This window comes from Streptomyces sp. RK62, from assembly GCF_018070255.1.
Classification (GTDB): domain Bacteria; phylum Actinomycetota; class Actinomycetes; order Streptomycetales; family Streptomycetaceae; genus Streptomyces; species Streptomyces nigra.
Genome location: NZ_JAGPYD010000016.1, coordinates 26931 through 44626, shown reverse-complemented (window position 1 = coordinate 44626; position 17696 = coordinate 26931). Strand labels below are relative to the sequence as shown.

Genomic DNA, 17696 nt, shown 5'->3' with positions numbered 1-17696 from the left:
GCCCCGCTACGGGGCCGAACGCATCCCGAGCTGGCCGCCGATCTCCTGCTGCATGACCCGGCCGGCCTCGAACTCCAGGGTCTCGTCGCCCATCACGCCCTGGTCGGTGTCCAGGCCGTCCAGCTCCTCCAGCGGCTGGTCGAGCCGGACGTGGGCGAGGACGGAGTGCAGCGCGCGCAGGGTCGCCGACGCCGTGGAGCCCCAGTTGGAGAAGTAGGAGAACTGCCACCACCACAGGGCCTCGGCGGTGCGCCCGGCACGGTAGTGCGCCATGCCGTGCCGCAGGTCGGCGATGACGTCGGCCAGGTCGTCGGAGATCCGGGCCGGCACCGGCGCCTTGCGGGGCTCGTAGGGGTCGAAGACCTCGGAGTAGACGTCCACGGGGTCCAGCAGGCGCGCGAGGTTCTCGCGGAGCTCGTCCACGTCCTGCTCGGGGCCCAGGTCGGGCTCGTAGCGCTCGTCGGGGACGATGTCCTCGTGGGCGCCGAGACGGCCGCCGGCCAGCAGCAGCTGGGAGACCTCCAGCAGCAGGAAGGGCACCGTCGAGCCCGGCTCGTCGCCCTTCGCGACCTCCGTCACCGCGACCAGGAAACTCTCGATCTGGTCCGCGATCTGGACCGCGAAGTCGTCCGGGTTCGGCTCTGTCGCGTGCAGCGTGGCGTCAGACATCTAGGAGTCGTCTCCCCTCGAAGGCGCGGCCGAGGGTGACCTCGTCCGCGTATTCCAGGTCGCCACCCACCGGGAGGCCGCTGGCCAGGCGGGTGACCTTCAGGCCCATGGGCTTGATCATGCGCGCGAGATAGGTGGCCGTGGCCTCGCCCTCGAGGTTCGGGTCCGTGGCCAGGATCAGCTCGGTGACCGTCCCGTCCGCCAGCCGCGCGAGGAGTTCCCGTATCCGCAGATCGTCCGGGCCGACGCCCTCGATGGGGCTGATCGCGCCGCCCAGCACGTGGTAGCGGCCCCGGAACTCACGGGTCCGCTCGATCGCCACGACGTCCTTCGGCTCCTCGACCACACAGATGACCGAGGGGTCGCGGCGGGTGTCGCGGCAGATGTTGCACAGCTCCTCCTGCGCGACGTTCCCGCACGTCGCGCAGAAGCGGACCTTCGCCTTGACCTCCATGAGGGCCTGAGCGAGGCGCCGTACGTCCGTCGGTTCCGCCTGGAGGATGTGGAAGGCGATCCGCTGCGCGCTCTTGGGACCGACGCCGGGGAGCCGCCCCAGCTCGTCGATGAGGTCCTGGACCACGCCTTCGTACAACGGACTGCCGTCCTTCCTGGGTTCACTTGGTACGTACGGTAGTTGGCGCGCACCCGCCGGTGGAAGGCGGCGGGATGACGCGCCGGGGTCAGAAGGGGAGACCGGGCAGGCCTCCGCCGCCCAGCCCCTGCGCCAGCGGGCCCAGCTTCTGCTGCTGGAGGGCCTGCGCGTTCTCGTTGGCGGCCTGGACGGCGGCGACGACCAGATCGGCCAGCGTCTCGGTGTCCTCCGGGTCGACCGCCTTCGGGTCGATCGTCAGCGACCTCAGCTCGCCGGAGCCGGTCACGGTGGCCCGCACCAGGCCGCCACCCGCCTGGCCCTCGACCTCGGTCTGCGCCAGCTCCTCCTGCGCGCGCTGAAGATCCTGTTGCATCTTCTGCGCCTGCTGGAGCAGCTGCTGCATGTTCGGCTGGCCACCACCGGGGATCACGTCGGGCTCCTCGCGTCTGTACGGCTTTCCCGTTCAGGACGAGCCTACGTGCTCCGGGCGGCCGTCGCCCCGGCACTCTTTCGAGTGAGTGGAACTCGGTTGAACTGGCGTCCTATACCTGATCAAGACCCACTTCCGGGCGGAAAAGACGCGAAAGACATCTCTTCGCCACCCATTGGGCGGTAGGAAGGGTCCGGCGCGTCAGCCTCAGGTGTCGCGTGACGTTCCGTGCGCCACGGGGGTCGTACCCGGCGCGCACGTCCCACGCACCGTGATCAGTAGGGAGTGCCGGGTGGGTCAGCCGGAGATGCAGCCCGAGAGGTCGCCGCAGGACGGGTGGGGCGGCGAGGGGGCGACCGGACTTCGGCCGGGCGATCTGACGGGGCGGGCCTTCCCGCTCGGGGACTGGGGGGAGCCCGCGGTGCGGTTGCACGAGCTGTACCGGTGGGTGGAGCGCAGGGCGCTGGAGACCGCCACCTGGTATCTCGCGGACCGGGTGTGGAAGCGGCGCGGGGCCAGGGCGCTGCGCGGCGGCGCGGCGACGGGCGCGGTCGTCGGGGCGGCGCTCCCGCTGCTCGATCTGACGGGGGTCGCCGACGGGGCGGCGCGCTGGGGGTATCTGGCGCTGCTGCTCGGCGTCGCGTGTGTCGCGGCCGACCGGTTCTTCGGGGTGACGTCCGGCTGGATAAGGGACGTCGCCACGGCCCAGGCCGTCCAGCGGCGGCTGCAGGCGCTCCAGTTCGACTGGGCGACGGAGAACGTCCGCGAGGTCCTGGGCCCCGCCGAGGGCACGGCGAGCGAGGCGGCCGAGCGGTGCCTGGGCGTGCTGCGCCGGTTCTCGGAGGACCTGAACGAGCTGGTGCGGGCGGAGACGGCGGACTGGATGGTGGAGTTCCGCACCGGCTCGGCGCCCCTGGGCATCCAGTCGGTGCTGTCCGGCGGCGCCCGGCAGGACGCCGGGGTGGGCGGCGGCCGTTTCCCGGTCCCCCCGGCGAACGGCGCGCGCCCGAACATGCCCCGTCAGCGGCCGCCCGAGCCGCGCTGACCCCTCACTGCTTCGTGTAGGTCAGCTTCTCGCCGCTGCCCACGGTCACCCGCTCCAGCCTGCCGTCGGGCAGCAGCCTGATCTGCGTGGCCTTGCCCGGGGAGCAGGTGGGGGCTTCGCCGGCGGTCACCGTGGACGGGCCGATCGGCAGGGTGCCGTCCGGGTTGGGCTCGGCGGACAGGGCCGCGCTGAACTCGCAGTGGTAGGTGCCGCTCCCGGCGGGCCCGTCGGCGACGAGGGTGAGGACGGTGTCGCCCACCTCGCCCTGCCGCAGGGTCAGCCGGCGGCTGCTCGCGCCGTCGGCGCCGGCGATCGAGGCGGTCCAGGTGCCCAGCATCTCGGCGGGGATCGCGCCGTCGTCCGCCGACTGGCTCGGGGACGGCGTCGGGGAGGCGGTCGTCGGATCGCCGGACGGGTCCTCGGTGGCACCGGCGGTGGTGGGCGCGGGGGTCGGCCGGCCGCCGCCCTCGTCCTCGTGACCGCCGCTCATCATCGCGTAGACCGAGCCGCCCGCGGCGAGCGCCACGACCAGGGCCACGATCACCAGCACCACGGTGGACCGCCCCCCACGGCCCCCGCCCTCGGGCGGCGCCGGGTAGGCCGGGTCGTACGCCGCCGGGGGCCCGTACGGCGAACCCGGGCCGTACGGCGGGGTCGGCCCGTACGGCGGGGTGGCGCCGAGCGCGGGGGCCTGTCCGTGGGACGCCTGCTGGTACGGCGGGTTGGGGCCGGCCGGCGGATAGCCGTACGCGTGCTGCTGCGGATGCTGCTGCGGGACGCCGTAGCCGGGGTGGGCCGGGGCGGGTGTACTCGGCGGACCGGGCGGACCCGCCGGACCGGGCCGGCCGGGTGTGCCGGGCGGGCCCGGCGGCGGGGTGCTGAGACCGCCCTGCTGGGCGGCGACGGTCGGCAACTGGTGCGGGGGCGTCGCCGGACCGGCGGGCGCGTGCTCGGGGGAGGCGGCGGGAGTGGGTTCCTCGGGGCCGGGGCCCGAGGGGGCGCCCTGGGACGCGGGACCGGCGGGCGTGCCCGGGGACGCGGCGCCGGGCCGTGCGGGGGCTTGCGGGGATGCGGCACCGGAGGAGGCCGGGCCCGGTGCGGCGGCAGGGGCGGCCTTTCCGGCTGCCGGTGCCGAAGGCGCACCGCCCTCCGCCGGACCAGCCGGCGCCGGCACCGGATCCTCCGCGTCCAGCAGCCGTACCGCGTGCCGTCCGAGCTGGGCGACCAGGGCGCTCGGCAGCCAGGGGTCACGGGAGCGGCCCCCGGAGACGGTGTCCTCGGCGCCCGTGCGCTCCAGGATCACGTCCAGCGAGGGCCGGGCCTCCGGCGCCTTGCGCAGACAGTCGCGGACCAGTTCGGCGACCCCCTCGGGCACGCCCTCCAGGTCGGGCTCGTCCTGGGCGATACGGAACATCACGGCGTGCGCCCCGCTCTCGAGCGAGCCGAAGGGCAGCCTGCCGGTGGCCGCGTACGCGAGCACCGAGCCCAGGCAGAACACGTCGCAGGCCGGGGTGATCCGGTCGCCGCGCACCTGCTCGGGCGCCATGAAGCCGGGCGAGCCGATGAGCGAGCCGGTGCGGGTGAGGCCGGTCTCGTCGACCGACTCCAGCGCCCGGGCGATCCCGAAGTCGATGACGCGGGGCCCGTCGATGGTGACGAGGACATTGGACGGCTTCAGGTCGCGGTGCACTATCCCGGCGGCGTGGATGTCCTGCAGGGCGTGTGACAGACCGGCCGCGAGGATCCGCACCGACCGCTCGGGCAGCGCCCCGTGGTCATGGCCGACGACCTGCTGCAGGCTCGGCCCGGCGACATAGCCGGTGGCGACCCAGGGCACCTCGGCCTCGGTGTCCGCGTCGAGCACGGGCGCGGTCCAGAACCCGCCGACCTGCCGGGCGGCCCGCACCTCCTGCCGGAACCGGGCCCGGAACTCGTCCTGTGCGGCCAGCTCGCGCCGGACCAGTTTCACGGCGACGGTGCGCCCGCGGTCCGACCGGGCGAGGTACACGTCCCCCATGCCGCCCGCGCCGAGCCGCGCCAGCAGCCGATACGCCCCGATCTGTGGCGGATCCCCCGGCCCCAGCTTCTCCATCGCACGCCCCCAACAGCCCCCGCCTATGCGTCGGCCCCACGATAGTGCGGCGTCCGGCGAGGTGAGCGGGGCGGCCTCTACGGTTCGGTAACGGGCAGGCCGGTCCGCTCCAGCACGTCCGACAGCCGTTCCAGCACACGGACGGCCTCCGCGAGTTCCTCCTCGCCCATGGCCTCGGCCAGCCGGTCCGCGAAGGCCGCGTGACCGGGGTCGATCCGGGCGACCGCCGCGCGCCCGGCGTCGGTGGGCGCGAGGAGCTTGGCGCGCCGGTGCGCCGGGTTGGGCCGGTACTCGGCGAGGCCCTTGTCCACCAGCAGGTCGGCGACGCGCTGCACGCTCTGCCGGGTGATGCCCATGGCGCGGGCCACCCCGGCGACGGGCAGGGGCTCGCGCAGGACCGCCCCGAGCACCTGCCACCAGGAGGCCGTCAGCCCGGCGGGCCGGGCCAGCTCCTCGGCGACCGCGAGGAACTGCCCGTTGAGCCGGAAGACCCCGAGCGCGCTCCGGCTGAGCAGGTCCTGACGGGCCCGGCTCACAGCACGCCGGCCTTCTCGAGGACGGCGTACGCGCCGGCGTCGGAGTCGTGGAAGAGCCGGTACCAGGCGTCGACGGCCTCGTCGTCGTAGACGTGGAGCAGACGCAGGATCTCCCGGGCGAAGGCGACGGGTTCGGTGGGTCCTGCGGTGACGAGTCCCCCGTCGGTGACGGCGTCGGCGTCGACGTACCGCTCGCCGCCGCCGTATCCGGTGGCCGCCAGATAGAAGGAGACGGCGCTGGTGTGGTCCCGGTCGTCGAGCAGGCCCTCGCGGGCCAGTCCGGCCGCCGCCCCGCAGATCGCGGCCACCGGCACCCCGGCGTCCAGGAAGGCGCGGGCGGTGCGGGCGAAGGGCGCGAGGTCGTCGCCGGCGTCCCACAGGTCGGCGCCCGGGAGGATCAGCAGGGCAGCGTCGGACGGCCGGACGTCGGCCAGGGCCAGGTCGGGCTGGACACGCAGCCCGCCGACGCTCCTGACGGGCTCCCGGGTGGGGCCGACGGTACGGATCTCGTAACCGGCCCGGGCGAGCTGGGCGGTGGCATGACCGGTCTCCCAGTCGGCGAGGGTGTCGTAGACGGCGAGGTACACGGGCTTGCGGGTGGTGCCGGTGCTGCTGCTCATGGCTCCTCCTGGAGACGAGGACCGACCCTCGAAGATGACAGCATTCTGTCTTTTGGACAGCCTGCTGTCAACACATGCCGATGCGGGACGGCCGCACACGTCGACAAGGTGTCGTCAAAAACCCCGGACCGCGGGACAGGACGCCGATACCGCGTCCGGGCCGCCCCTCCCTACCCTCGGGCGCATGACCCCTCAGCCCCACCCCCAGGCAGGCGCCGCCGTGAAGGCCGCGGACCGCGCGCACGTGTTCCACTCCTGGTCCGCGCAGGAGCTCATCGACCCGCTCGCCGTCGCCGGTGCGGAGGGGTCGTACTTCTGGGACTACGACGGCAGGCGCTACCTGGACTTCACCAGCGGGCTCGTCTACACCAACGTCGGCTACCAGCACCCGAAGGTCGTCGCCGCGATCCAGGAGCAGGCCGCGCGGATGACGACGTTCGCGCCCGCCTTCGCGATCGAGGCGCGCTCGGAGGCGGCCCGGCTGATCGCCGAGCGCACGCCCGGCGACCTGGACAAGATCTTCTTCACCAACGGCGGCGCGGACGCCGTGGAGCACGCCACCCGGATGGCCCGGCTGCACACCGGCCGCCCCAAGGTCCTGTCGGCGTACCGCTCGTACCACGGCGGCACCCAGCAGGCCGTGAACCTCACCGGCGACCCGCGCCGCTGGCCGTCCGACAGCGGCACCGCCGGCGTCGTGCACTTCTGGGCGCCCTACCTCTACCGCTCCCGCTTCTACGCCGAGACCGAGGAGCAGGAGTGCGCCCGCGCGCTGGAGCACCTGGAGACGACGATCGCCTTCGAGGGGCCCGGCACCATCGCCGCGATCATCCTGGAGACCATCCCCGGCACGGCCGGGATCATGGTCCCGCCGGCCGGCTACCTCGCCGGGGTCCGGGAGATCTGCGACAAGTACGGGATCGTCTTCGTCCTGGACGAGGTGATGGCCGGGTTCGGACGGACCGGTGAGTGGTTCGCCGCCGACCTCTTCGGTGTCGTGCCCGACCTGATGACCTTCGCCAAGGGCGTGAACTCCGGTTATGTGCCGCTCGGCGGTGTCGCCATCTCCGAGGAGATCGCGCAGACCTTCGCGCGCCGCCCCTACCCGGGCGGCCTCACCTACTCCGGGCACCCGCTGGCCTGCGCCGCCGCCGTCGCCACGATCCAGGTGATGGCCGAGGAGGGCGTCGTCGAGAACGCCGCGCGACTCGGCCGTACGGTCGTCGGCCCCGCCCTCGCCGACCTGGCCGAACGGCACCCGAGCGTCGGGGAGGTGCGCGGCACCGGCATGTTCTGGGCCGTCGAGCTGGTCCGCAGCCGGGAGACCCGCGAGCCGCTGGTGCCGTACAACGCGGCCGGTGAGGCGAACGCGCCGATGGCGGCCTTCGCCGCCGCCGCGAAGGAGCACGGCGTCTGGCCCTTCGTGAACATGAACCGCACCCATGTCGTGCCGCCCTGCAACGTCTCGGAGGCCGAGCTGAAGGAGGGTCTGGCCGCCCTGGACGCCGCCCTGAGCGTGGCGGACACCTTCACCGAATAGCGCCGGGGGCGACGCCGGCGAGGAAGGTGCCGTCGCGAAAACTCCCGTCGCGGCCGAACGCGTAAGGTGGCGTGCTCGTAGACATGTACGTGCACTCGGACACGTGCACGCCACCTCATCGCGATCGACGGGAGACGCCCTGACCATGGCCGGGATCGGCGGCACCGGCTCCGTGACACGGAGCACCCTGCGGCAGCAGCTCGCGGACGCCCTGCGGGACGAGGTGCTGGCCGGCCGGCTGCAGGCGGGGCGGGAGTTCACCGTCAAGGAGATCGCCGAGCAGTACGGCGTCTCCGCCACCCCGGTCCGCGAGGCCCTGGTCGACCTGTCCGCGCAGGGGCTGCTGGAGGCGGACCAGCACCGCGGCTTCCGCGTGCACGAGTACACCGTCGACGACCACCGCGGCATCGTCGAGGCCCGCGCGCTGGTCATCGAGGGCATGTTCCAGGTCCTGGACCGGGACATGACGGGCCGCCGCGACCCGGACGACCCGCGCGTCGCCGCCGCCGTCGCCGGGGTGCGCCGCCGCGCCGAGGAGGCGCAGCGCGCCGCCGGCGCCGGCGACCTCACCGTGCTCGTCGGCTACGACCTGCGCTTCTGGCGGGAGTTGGGCGCCCTGTTCGGCAACCCCTATCTCGCCGACTTCCTGCACCGGCTGCGCGTCCAGGCCTGGGTGTGCACGGTGCAGCATCTGCGCCGGCTGCACGATCTGCGCGGGCATCTGTGGGCCCGTCACATCGAGCTGACCGACGCCCTCGCCCGCCGGGACCTCGCCACGGCCCGGGCCGTCATCGCCGCCCACGATCAGGAGGCGCTCGCCCTGATCGAGCGGCTGGCGGCCGGATGAGCCACCGGCACGGCCTGCCGGAGGCGTCCACGGACGACCGGCGGCCCGGCTCCGGCACGCCCGAACTCTCCGTGGTGGTCCCCGTGGACGACGGGTCCACCGACGGCACCGCCGGACTCGTCACCGCCCGCGAGGACCCCCGGATCCGGCTCGCCGGGGGCTCGTCGCGGCCCCGCGGCCGAACGCCGGCGCGCGGCGGGAGACCGTGCGCAAACTGGTGGGCCCGCCCGGCAGGTGGGTGGACGGAGTATGGGTATGGGACCTCCACGGACCGGGACGTCCGTGAGCGGCACTGTCTATCCTTCCCTGACCACCGTGCTACGCCTTTGCCACGTTGTGCGACCGTTGTGTGAGGAGCCCTCTTTTGGCCTGTGACCTGTGGCTGGTACCGCTCGTCGACGTGTTGTGCCACACCCCCGACAACCCGTTCGCCGAGGAACTCGCGCAATACAACAAGGTGCTCGCCGAGGCCGGGCTGCCGCCGGTGCCGGTGTACCAGTACATGCCGGGCCTGTCCGGCGACGTCGCCCCGGTCGCCGGTTTCGACTACGACGCGCTGCACTTCCTGCGCCGGGCGTATCTCCTCCAGGTGTGCGGGCTGCCCGTGACGCCGGTCGACGAACTCGGCGGCGACTACGAGCAGTTGCTGGAGATGTTCGAGTCGACGGCCCAGCAGTCCCATCTGGTCTGGCACTACGACCACGCGGGCGCCTACGTCCCCGTCGACTTCCCGCATCCGCTGGCCGACGACGACCTTCTCGCGGGCGGCGGACCGCTGGGCTCCTCGCAGGCGCTGCTGCGTGAACTGGAGGCGGTGGCGCAGGTCATCGGCATCGACCCGGCGAACCCGCCCGCGCCGCCGCAGCCCCCGCTCGCGCCGACGGCCCTGGAGGAACCGGCCGTCCCCGCCCCCTACGACCCGAGCCCCTTCGCCCGCGAACGGCATGTGTGGCTGGGCCTGCACGCGGCGGCGACGCGGAGCCTGGCGCAGGGCTCGATGATCGTCTTCAGCTGACCGTTCCGGGGAGGGGGCGCTCGGTCGTCCCCCTCCCCGAGCCGGTCAGTGCTGCTCGACGATGCGGATGGTGCGGATGCCGGTGCCCTGGTAGCGGGTCGGCGTTCTGGTCAGGACGGGGCGTCCGCGCGGCCACTCGACGGTGGGCAGGGCGAGATGCAGCACATGCGCACCGCTCCAGTCCGCCTCGTCCTTGCCCTCGTCACCGGCATCGGCCGTCCGCAGTCGCTTGCCCACAGCGGCGGCTGCGGGGAAGTCGAGCCCCTCGACATGGACCGACGGCAGAGCGCCCAGGTGCTCGGCGACCCCGGCTCGCTCACGCTCGGCGGCGGCGAGGCTCAGTGCCGGGATGTAGACCCGCAGGGCGGGGTTCTTCTGCGCCTCGACGACCAGGCGCGAAGCCATGCTGTTCCCCGCGCCCAGGGCGAGGGCGGCCGTGTCGTCGAGGATGACGGCGCGCGGCAGCGGGTACCGCTTCTCGTCGGTCACTGGACCTCTCCGATGCGCCCGGTCTCGAGGTCCGCCCACAGCTTCTCCCCGGCCCGCTCGTCGTCCTCGGTGTACGGCCTCCCGAGGAAGTGCTCCTCGACGTACGCCTTGGTCTCCTCGTACCGCTTCCGCAGCTCTTCCTTGGTGGGCGTGGCCCCGGCCAGCTCCGCCACGAAGTCCCGCATGCTCATCCCGCGCTCCCGGGCCAGCTCCTGCAGCCGGTCGCGGACGGCGGGGTCAACCTTGATCGTGGTGTCGGCCATGAGGACAGTATACCGGCGGTATACCACCTCGGGCCGCTCCGATACGACAGTCATCGAACACGTTCCCTTTCGCTAGAAGGACCGCCCGGCGCGCAGCCGGGCCTCCGTGTGGCCGTAGGCCGACGGCAGGAACGGCGGGGCACCCCAGGTCACCGCCCTGCGGATCAGCGCGTCGCTCGCGCCCCGCCGCCACCACTCCTCGACCAGCGGGGCGAGCCGCCGCGCCTCGGCGCCGGAGAGGGTGAGGCGCCGGTCGTAGTCCCCGAAGGTGAGCAGCAGACGGGCCGCAGCGGCGGTCCGCGCGCCCGGCGGCACCTGCCGGCGCGGAACTTTTTCGATTTCACCCGTTCGTGGAGCCGCGTCGCACGGCACCTCGAACACCGTGTGAACGACGGGGAGTTGGGGAACAGGGGCCGCACCCGCCGCGCCCCCCACCACACGCCGCCGATACCGGAGTTCGTCCAGCTCACGCAGAGTCGAGGCGACCCGCGACCGCCCGTCGGCCCACACGTCGGCGAGCACCCGGAGGAGGACACGGACGCTGTTCGGGAAGGCCGGGAGGTACGTCAGTACGCTCACCGCGCACCAGAAGGTGCCGCGATCGCCCAGAAGGTCGGCGGACAGGCCTGAAATGACGCGCGCAGGCGTCGTACGATGACCACGCATTGGGAGGTGGAAGCTCCTGGTGTCGAGCCCCCGGGTGTTGGCGCACCGCGGGGGCGTTCCTGTTGGCGTGACTCTAAGGCCACGCAGAGCGACGCGCGCAAGCCGAAACCGCCTTTTTCCAGGCGGAAGTTGATGTTCTTCACTCCTGCGAGTGAAGGCCGCCGGCCGTTCCTGTCGTGTCCCCGCCCGGCGTGACCAGCCCCGTCTCGTACGCCACCACCACCGCCTGCGCGCGGTCCCGCAGCCGGAGCTTGGACAGGATGCGGGCGACGTGGGTCTTCACCGTGGCCTCGCTCAGGGCGAACCGGGCGGCGAGTTCGGCGTTGCTGAGACCCGTGCCCAGGCACTGGAGGACCTGCCGTTCGCGCGGGGTGAGGACCGCCAGGTCGCGATGGAGCGCGGCGGTCGCCGTGTCCTGTGTGACGAAGCGTTCGACCAGGCGGCGGGTGATGGCCGGGGCGAGCAGCCCGTCGCCGGTGCTCGCCAGCCGGACGGCGGCCACGAGGTGTTCCGGGGTGACGTCCTTGAGGAGGAAGCCGGTGGCGCCCGCGGTGAGGGCGGCGTAGACGTATCGGTCGAGGTCGTAGGTGGTGAGGATCAGGACGCGGGGCGGGTCGGGGATCGCGCCGGAGAGGATGCGGCGGGTGGCCTCCAGGCCGTCGAGGCCCGGCATCCGGATGTCCATGAGGACGAGATCCGGGCGGGTGCGCTCGACCGCCGCGACCGCCTCCCCGCCGTCCGCCGCCTCCGCCACCACGTCGATGCCGTCGGCGGTGAGGATCATCCCGAATCCGGTGCGGACCAGGGCCTGGTCGTCGGCGATCACCACACGCGGGGCGCCGGTCACGACACCCCCTCGGCCGGCCGGTCCTCCCGCACGGGCAGGACCGCGCGCACCCGGAAGCCTCCCGTCGGGCGTGGGCCCGCCTCCAGCGTGCCGCCGTAGACGGCGAGCCGCTCCCGCAGGCCGAGCAGGCCCCGGCCGCCACCGGGGCCGGCCGGGGTCGCGGCCGTGCCCCCGGTGTTGGACACCTCCACGTGCACGGCCTGGGGTGTGTGGCCGACGAACACATTCACCCGCGCGCCGGCGGCGTGCTTGACGACGTTCGTCAGCGCCTCCTGCACAACCCGGTACACGGCCAGACCGGGGCCGGCGGCCAACGGCGCCGGGGTACCGGTGACGGTCAGCTCGACGGGGACGCCGGTCGCGCGGACGCGGTCCACGAGCACGTCGAGCTGGTCGAGACCCGGCTGCGGGGCGAGGCCCGTGTCGGCGGCCGGGTCCGGGCCCGCGTCGCCGTCCATCGTCAGCAGGCCCATCACGTGGCGCAGTTCGGCCATCGCGGTGCGCCCGCCCGCCTCGACGGCCAGCAGCGCCTCGCGGGCGCGGTGCGGTGCGGCGTCCATCACCTTCCGGGCCGCTCCCGCCTGGATCACCATCACACTCACATTGTGGGTGACGACGTCGTGCAACTCCCTTGCGATCCGCGCGCGTTCGCGTTCGACCGCGAGTCGGGTGGCCGTCTCCTGCTGTTCCTGGAGGTCCCTCACGCGCTGCTGCCAGGTGTGGATCGCGTTCGCGCCGAGTCCCACCCCGAGCAGCACCAGGAACGGCACGAAGCTCTGGGTGAAGTACGGAAAGTACTCCTCGTGGAACACCGCCATGAGCACCGCGCCGAACACGACGCCGGCCAGCGCCGGGACGCGGCGCGGACTGTGCACGGCGGCGCTGTACGCGGCGACCACGCACGACAGGAAGGCGTACACGGTCGCGTCCGTCGCGCCGGTGCGCTGGCCGAACACCAGGGTCGCCCCGAGCACGGCCCAGAACGCGGCCAGCGGACAACGACGGCGGGCGACCAGGGGCAGTGCGGTCAGCGCGGCGAGGAGCAGTTCCCCAGGGTCGGGCGAGGGGACCGGGAGGACGTCCGGCGGCCCGAAGGGCGGCGGGACGGCCGGCTCCCCCATGCCGACCCGCGGCACCTGCACGGCGGCGTCCTGATCGAGCGCCGCGCTGACCGTGCAAAGGGCCAGGACGAGCGCCAGGACCGCGTCGGCCGTCCACATCCACCGCGACGACCGCGGCAGGGCCGTGTCGGCGGCCCTCCGCCGCCCCGCACCCGCCCGTCCGAACATCCCGGCTGCCCCGGCCACCCCGCTCATGGCGCCAGTCTCGCAAGGGCACGGCACACGCACATCCCTCCCGCCGGGGACCGCCGCGCGGCACCGTACATCCTCCTCGTACATCCCGGGGATGACGTCCCCGCCGTGTCCCCCCGGTACGGCAGCCGCTCTCGACGTCGAGGGCGACGCGCCCGGCACGCCCCCGCGCCTAGCGTCACGCCGGACCGACCGCACCAGCCGGGGAGAGCCCATGACCACGACCGCGCCGCCTCTGATCGACATCCGCGACGTGAGCAGGACGTACGGGGAGGGGCCGCCGGCGCTGGCCGGGGTGAGCCTGAGCGTGCGGGCCGGGGAGGCGCTGGCCGTCCTCGGGCCGTCGGGCAGCGGCAAGTCGACGCTGCTCAACCTGATCGCGGGCCTGGACCGGCCGAGCGGCGGGAGCGTCACCGTCGACGGGCTGCGGGTGGACCGGCTCGGCGAGGCCGCGTCGGCGCGGTACCGCAGGACCCGGATCGGCATGGTCTTCCAGTTCTTCAACCTGCTGGACGACCTCACGGTCACCGACAACGTCCTGTTGCCGGCCCAGCTCGCCGGGGTGCCCCGCGCCGAGGCCCGGCGGCGCGCCGCGGAGCTGCTGGCCCACCTCGGTGTCGAGCGGCACGCGGACGCCCACCCCGGCCGGCTGTCCGGCGGGGAGCGGCAGCGTGTCGCGGTGGCCCGCGCCCTGATGAACCGTCCGCCGCTGCTGCTGGCCGACGAGCCGACCGGCGCGCTGGACACCGCGTCCGGCGACGACGTCCGGGAGCTGCTGGCCGCGCTCAACGCGGACGGGCAGACGATCGTGCTGGTCACCCACGATCTGGGGCTCGCCGCGTCCTGCGCGACCCGGACGATCGAGCTGGTCGACGGCCGGATCGTCCGGGACTCCCAGGACGTCCGTCCGGCGGTGGCCCGGTGAGCGCCCTGGGCAAGGTGGTGCGGGCGGGCGTCGGGCGGCGGCGGACGCAGACCGTGGTGCTGGTGCTGACGACGCTCGTCGCGGTCGCCGCCTCGGTCGTGGCCACCGGGGTGCTCACCGCGTCCCGCGCCCCCTTCGAGCAGGCGATGGCCGAGTGGCGCGGGGCCCATCTGGCCGCGCAGTTCGACGGCGGCGAGGTCAGCGAGCGGGAACTCGCGGTCACGGCACGGGCGTCGGGGGTGACGGCCGCGGCCGGACCGTTCCGCACCCTGCGGCTTCGTCCGCGCACGGTCTCGGCGTCCGACGCGCTGCCGGCCGGGGTGACCCTGCCCGCGCTGAGCGTGACCGGACGCGCGGACCCCGCAGGGCCGGTCGACCGCCTGCGGCTGACCGCGGGCCGCTGGGTCACCGGGCCCGGCGAGATCGTGCTGGCCGGGGACGAGTGGCCGTTGCGGCCGGGGGCCCGGCTGGCCCTCCCCGGAGCGGCGGGCGGCCCGACGCTGACCGTGGTCGGCCTCGCCCGGTCGGTCACCGGCACCGCGGACGCCTGGGTGACCCCCGCCCAGGCCGCGGCTCTCTCCCCCGGATCCGGTGCCGGCACCTTCGAGATGCTGTACCGCTTCCGGCACGCCGGCACGGACACGCGGATGTCCGCGGCGCGCGACACGATCGCCGGCGCCGTGCCGCCGGGCGCCCTGACCGGGACGCGGTCCCACCTCGTCGTCCGGCAGGAACAGCTTGCCAACGCGCTGGCCTTCGTGCCCTTCGTGGCCGCTTTCGGGGTGCTCGGTCTGATCCTGTCGGTGCTGATCGTCGGCATCGTCGTCAGCGGCGCGGTGGGCGCCGCCACCCGGCGTATCGGCGTCCTCAAGTCCCTCGGTCTCACCCCCGCCCAGGTGGTCCGGGCGTACGTCGCCCAGGCGCTGGTCCCGGCCGCGCTGGGCTGCGCGCTGGGGGTGGCGCTCGGCAATGTGCTGGCGTGGCCGGTGCTCGGCGACCTCGGCGACGTGTACGGCGGCGCGTCAGCGTCGGTGCCCTGGTGGGTCGATGTGGCCGCGCCCGCCGCCACCCTGGCGCTGGTGGCCGTCTCCGCCCTCCTGCCCGCACTGCGCGCCGGCCGGCTGCGCACGGTGGAGGCGATCTCCGTGGGGCGGGCGGCGGGCGGCGTACGGGGGCGGACGGCCCGGCGGCTCACCGGGCGGCTGCCGTTGCCGCGTCCGGTCGGGCTCGGTCTGGCGCACCCGTTCGCCCGCCCGGCCCGCTCGCTGACGACGGCCGCCGCGGTGGCCGTCGCGGCGGTCACGGTCACCTTCGCGGCCGGGCTGGTGCTGAGCCTCGGTGCCGTGCAGTCGCACCGGCTGCTCGACTCCACCGCCCCGGTCGTCGTCACCGTCGGAGGCGGGCAGGGGCCGCCCGGCGCGCAGGTCGTCCGGGGTCCCGGCCGGCCGGAGAAGCCGGCCGCCGACCCGGCCGAGGTCGCCGCCGTCCTGCGCGCCCAGGAGGGGACCCGCCGCTTCTACGGCACCGCGCGGGCGGAGGTGGGCGCGGCCGGTGTCGCCGGCCGGACCGTCGTGACCGGGTACGAGGGCGACGCTTCCTGGGCCGCTCCCGACCTGGTCGCGGGTACCTGGCTGACCGGGCCCGGCCAGGCGGTGGTCACGCGGCGCTTCCTCGACGCCGCCGGGATCGGGCTCGGCGACCGCCTGACCCTGACGGAGGCCGGGCGCCGCACCACCGTCCGGGTCGTCGGGGAGGCGTTCTTCACCGAGAACGACGGCATGACCGTGCTGACCCCGGCCGGCACCCTCACTGCCCTGGGCCTGGACGCCGGGCCGACCGGCTTCTACGTCCAGCCGGACCCGGGAACCTCCGAGGACGCCTACCTGGCCTCCCTGAACAAGGCCCTGGACGCCCTCGGCGCGTACGCCCACCCGGGCGGGGACGGCTCCTCCGACGTGATCGCGGCCATGGACGCGCTCATCGGCACCCTCACCCTGCTGCTGGTGACGGTCGCGGGCCTGGGGGTGTTCAGCACGGTCGTCCTCGACACCCGCGACCGCGTCCACGAACTCGGCGTCCACAAGTCGCTGGGCATGACGCCCCGTCAAGTCGTCGGCATGGTCCTCACATCGGTCGCCGGTATCGGCGTGGTCGCCTCGGCCGCGGGGATCCCGCTCGGTGTCGCCCTGCACCAGCGGGTGACGCCGCTGATGGGCGACGCGGTGGGGATGGACCTGCCCGGCGCGTACCTCGACGTCCACACCTCACCGGTCCTGGCCGTGCTCCTGCTGGGCGGTGTGGTGGTCGCGGTGGCGGGCGCCCTGGTCCCGGCGGGCCGGGCCGCCCGGACGGACGCGGCCGTGGCACTGCGTACCGAGTGAGCGCCTGAACGCGCGAGCGCCCGGCCGGAGTTCCGGCCGGGCGCTCGCACATGTGGATCTACAGGAACGAGTTGATCTCGATGGTCTCGTCCCGGCCCGGGCCCACGCCGATCGCGGAGATCGGGGCGCCGGACATCTCCTCCAGCGCCTTGACGTACGCCTGGGCGTTCTTCGGCAGGTCGGAGAACGACTTCGCCTTCGAGATGTCCTCGGACCAGCCGGGCAGCATCTCGTAGACCGGCTTGGCGTGGTGGAAGTCGGACTGCGAGTACGGCAGTTCCTCGACCCGCTTGCCGTCGATCTCGTAGGCCACGCAGACCGGGATCTGCTCCCAGCCGGTGAGGACGTCGAGCTTGGTGAGGAAGAAGTCCGTCAGGCCGTTGACCCGGGTCGCGTAGCGGGCGATCACCGCGTCGAACCAGCCGCAGCGCCGGTCACGGCCGGTGGTGACGCCCCGCTCGCCGCCGATCCGGCGCAGCGCCTCGCCGTCCTCGTCGAACAGCTCCGTCGGGAACGGACCGGCGCCGACACGGGTCGTGTACGCCTTGAGGATGCCGATGACCCGGCTGATCTTCGTCGGACCTACGCCGGCACCCGTGCAGGCGCCGCCCGCGGTCGGGTTGCTGGACGTCACGAAGGGGTACGTGCCGTGGTCGATGTCGAGCAGGGTGCCCTGCCCGCCCTCGAACAGGACGACCTTGTCGTTCTCCAGCGCCTCGTTGATGACGAGGACGGTGTCGGCGACGTACGGGCGCAGCTTCTCCGCGTAGTCCAGCAGCTCCTCGACGACCTGGTCGACGGCGATCGCGCGCCGGTTGTAGAGCTTGGTGAGGATCTGGTTCTTGACGTCGAGCGCCGCCTCGACCTTCTGGGTGAGGATCGACTCGTCGTACAGGTCCTGCACGCGGATGCCGACGCGGTTGATCTTGTCGGCGTAGGTCGGGCCGATGCCCCGGCCCGTGGTGCCGATCTTCCGCTTGCCGAGGAAGCGCTCGGTCACCTTGTCCACCGTCACGTTGTACGGCGTGATGATGTGCGCGTTTCCGCTGAGGAGGAGCTTGGACGTGTCGACGCCACGCTCGTTCAGACCGCTCAGCTCGGAGAGCAGGACCGACGGGTCGACGACGACGCCGTTGCCGATGACCGGCGTGCAGCCGGGAGACAGGATTCCGGAAGGGAGCAGGTGGAGGGCGTACTTCTGATCACCCACGACTACCGTGTGGCCGGCGTTGTTGCCGCCCTGGTAGCGCACCACATAGTCGACGGAGCCGCCTAGCAGGTCCGTCGCCTTTCCCTTGCCTTCGTCACCCCACTGAGCACCGAGCAGCACAAGTGCGGGCACGCGCGTACACCCCTTCCGGGCGGGGCATGTCCAAGGTCAGGGGTGTACGCCGCACGTGTGCGGGTGATACACCGGCGACCTTCG

At 73.7% G+C, this 17696-nt stretch carries 18 protein-coding genes; 6 read left to right on the top strand and 12 right to left on the bottom strand.

Features of this window, described 5'->3' with window-relative positions; translation table 11 throughout:
* Positions 1 to 6: 6 nt before the first annotated feature.
* The 3 genes from KBY32_RS28115 to KBY32_RS28105 form a co-directional block, all read right to left on the bottom strand.
* Entirely contained in the window at positions 7 to 669 is a 663-nt protein-coding gene (locus tag KBY32_RS28115; RefSeq protein WP_055621264.1) for a DUF5063 domain-containing protein, read from the bottom strand.
* On the bottom strand, positions 662 to 1261 hold the full coding sequence (gene recR, locus KBY32_RS28110) for a recombination mediator RecR (protein WP_055536881.1): 600 nt from the start codon (positions 1259 to 1261) through the stop codon (positions 662 to 664). Before recR ends, KBY32_RS28115 begins: the two co-directional genes overlap by 8 nt.
* 88 nt (positions 1262 to 1349) lie before the next feature.
* On the bottom strand, positions 1350 to 1691 hold the full coding sequence (locus KBY32_RS28105) for a YbaB/EbfC family nucleoid-associated protein (RefSeq protein WP_055621263.1): 342 nt from the start codon (positions 1689 to 1691) through the stop codon (positions 1350 to 1352).
* Between the two features lie 292 nt (positions 1692 to 1983).
* On the opposite strand from KBY32_RS28105, the gene KBY32_RS28100 reads away from it, so the two are divergent.
* Complete coding sequence (locus KBY32_RS28100) at positions 1984 to 2736, top strand: SLATT domain-containing protein (RefSeq protein WP_055621262.1); 753 nt, start codon at positions 1984 to 1986, stop codon at positions 2734 to 2736.
* Between the two features lie 4 nt (positions 2737 to 2740).
* Here the strand turns inward: KBY32_RS28100 and KBY32_RS28095 are convergent, their stop codons facing one another.
* The 3 genes from KBY32_RS28095 to KBY32_RS28085 all read right to left on the bottom strand — a co-directional run bounded on the left by KBY32_RS28095 (position 2741) and on the right by KBY32_RS28085 (position 5984).
* On the bottom strand, positions 2741 to 4828 hold the full coding sequence (locus KBY32_RS28095; protein WP_210982082.1) for a serine/threonine-protein kinase: 2088 nt from the start codon (positions 4826 to 4828) through the stop codon (positions 2741 to 2743).
* Positions 4829 to 4905: 77 nt separating this feature from the next.
* The gene (locus KBY32_RS28090) at positions 4906 to 5364 is read right to left on the bottom strand and encodes a MarR family winged helix-turn-helix transcriptional regulator (RefSeq protein ID WP_108707962.1); all 459 of its coding nucleotides are present in this window, start codon (positions 5362 to 5364) and stop codon (positions 4906 to 4908) included.
* Positions 5361 to 5984, bottom strand: coding sequence for a type 1 glutamine amidotransferase family protein (locus KBY32_RS28085; protein WP_210982081.1), 624 nt, complete (start codon positions 5982 to 5984; stop codon positions 5361 to 5363). Before KBY32_RS28085 ends, KBY32_RS28090 begins: the two co-directional genes overlap by 4 nt.
* A 184-nt stretch (positions 5985 to 6168) precedes the next feature.
* Here KBY32_RS28085 and KBY32_RS28080 point away from each other — a divergent pair, with 184 nt between their 5' ends.
* The 3 genes from KBY32_RS28080 (at position 6169) to KBY32_RS28070 (ending at position 9386) form a co-directional block, all read left to right on the top strand.
* Complete coding sequence (locus tag KBY32_RS28080; protein ID WP_055621258.1) at positions 6169 to 7524, top strand: aspartate aminotransferase family protein; 1356 nt, start codon at positions 6169 to 6171, stop codon at positions 7522 to 7524.
* A gap of 145 nt (positions 7525 to 7669) precedes the next feature.
* Entirely contained in the window at positions 7670 to 8371 is a 702-nt protein-coding gene (locus tag KBY32_RS28075; RefSeq protein ID WP_115504547.1) for a GntR family transcriptional regulator, read from the top strand.
* Between the two features lie 364 nt (positions 8372 to 8735).
* Positions 8736 to 9386 (top strand): hypothetical protein, encoded by a 651-nt coding sequence (locus KBY32_RS28070; protein ID WP_055621256.1) that lies wholly within the window; start codon positions 8736 to 8738, stop codon positions 9384 to 9386.
* 45 nt (positions 9387 to 9431) lie between these two features.
* Here the strand turns inward: KBY32_RS28070 and KBY32_RS28065 are convergent, their stop codons facing one another.
* The 5 genes from KBY32_RS28065 to KBY32_RS28045 form a co-directional block, all read right to left on the bottom strand.
* Entirely contained in the window at positions 9432 to 9875 is a 444-nt protein-coding gene (locus KBY32_RS28065) for a hypothetical protein (RefSeq protein WP_055621255.1), read from the bottom strand.
* Entirely contained in the window at positions 9872 to 10138 is a 267-nt protein-coding gene (locus tag KBY32_RS28060; protein WP_234350823.1) for a hypothetical protein, read from the bottom strand. The genes KBY32_RS28065 and KBY32_RS28060 overlap by 4 nt, the downstream gene beginning before the upstream one ends.
* A gap of 72 nt (positions 10139 to 10210) precedes the next feature.
* Entirely contained in the window at positions 10211 to 10717 is a 507-nt protein-coding gene (locus tag KBY32_RS28055; protein ID WP_210982079.1) for a hypothetical protein, read from the bottom strand.
* A 226-nt stretch (positions 10718 to 10943) separates the two neighbouring features.
* Positions 10944 to 11651, bottom strand: a complete 708-nt coding sequence (locus tag KBY32_RS28050) for a response regulator transcription factor (RefSeq protein ID WP_210982078.1) — start codon at positions 11649 to 11651, stop codon at positions 10944 to 10946.
* Positions 11648 to 12967: a sensor histidine kinase gene (locus KBY32_RS28045; RefSeq protein ID WP_247690104.1), complete on the bottom strand. Its 1320-nt coding sequence runs from the start codon at positions 12965 to 12967 to the stop codon at positions 11648 to 11650. Before KBY32_RS28045 ends, KBY32_RS28050 begins: the two co-directional genes overlap by 4 nt.
* A 211-nt stretch (positions 12968 to 13178) precedes the next feature.
* On the opposite strand from KBY32_RS28045, the gene KBY32_RS28040 reads away from it, so the two are divergent.
* Both KBY32_RS28040 and KBY32_RS28035 read left to right on the top strand, forming a co-directional pair.
* A complete protein-coding gene (locus tag KBY32_RS28040) occupies positions 13179 to 13889 on the top strand; it encodes an ABC transporter ATP-binding protein (RefSeq protein WP_115504543.1) in 711 nt (236 codons plus the stop codon).
* Positions 13886 to 16270: an ABC transporter permease gene (locus KBY32_RS28035; protein WP_210982077.1), complete on the top strand. Its 2385-nt coding sequence runs from the start codon at positions 13886 to 13888 to the stop codon at positions 16268 to 16270. Before KBY32_RS28040 ends, KBY32_RS28035 begins: the two co-directional genes overlap by 4 nt.
* A 58-nt stretch (positions 16271 to 16328) precedes the next feature.
* Here KBY32_RS28035 and KBY32_RS28030 read toward each other — a convergent pair whose 3' ends face one another.
* Positions 16329 to 17612, bottom strand: coding sequence for an adenylosuccinate synthase (locus KBY32_RS28030; protein ID WP_055621248.1), 1284 nt, complete (start codon positions 17610 to 17612; stop codon positions 16329 to 16331).
* Positions 17613 to 17696 lie beyond the last annotated feature (84 nt).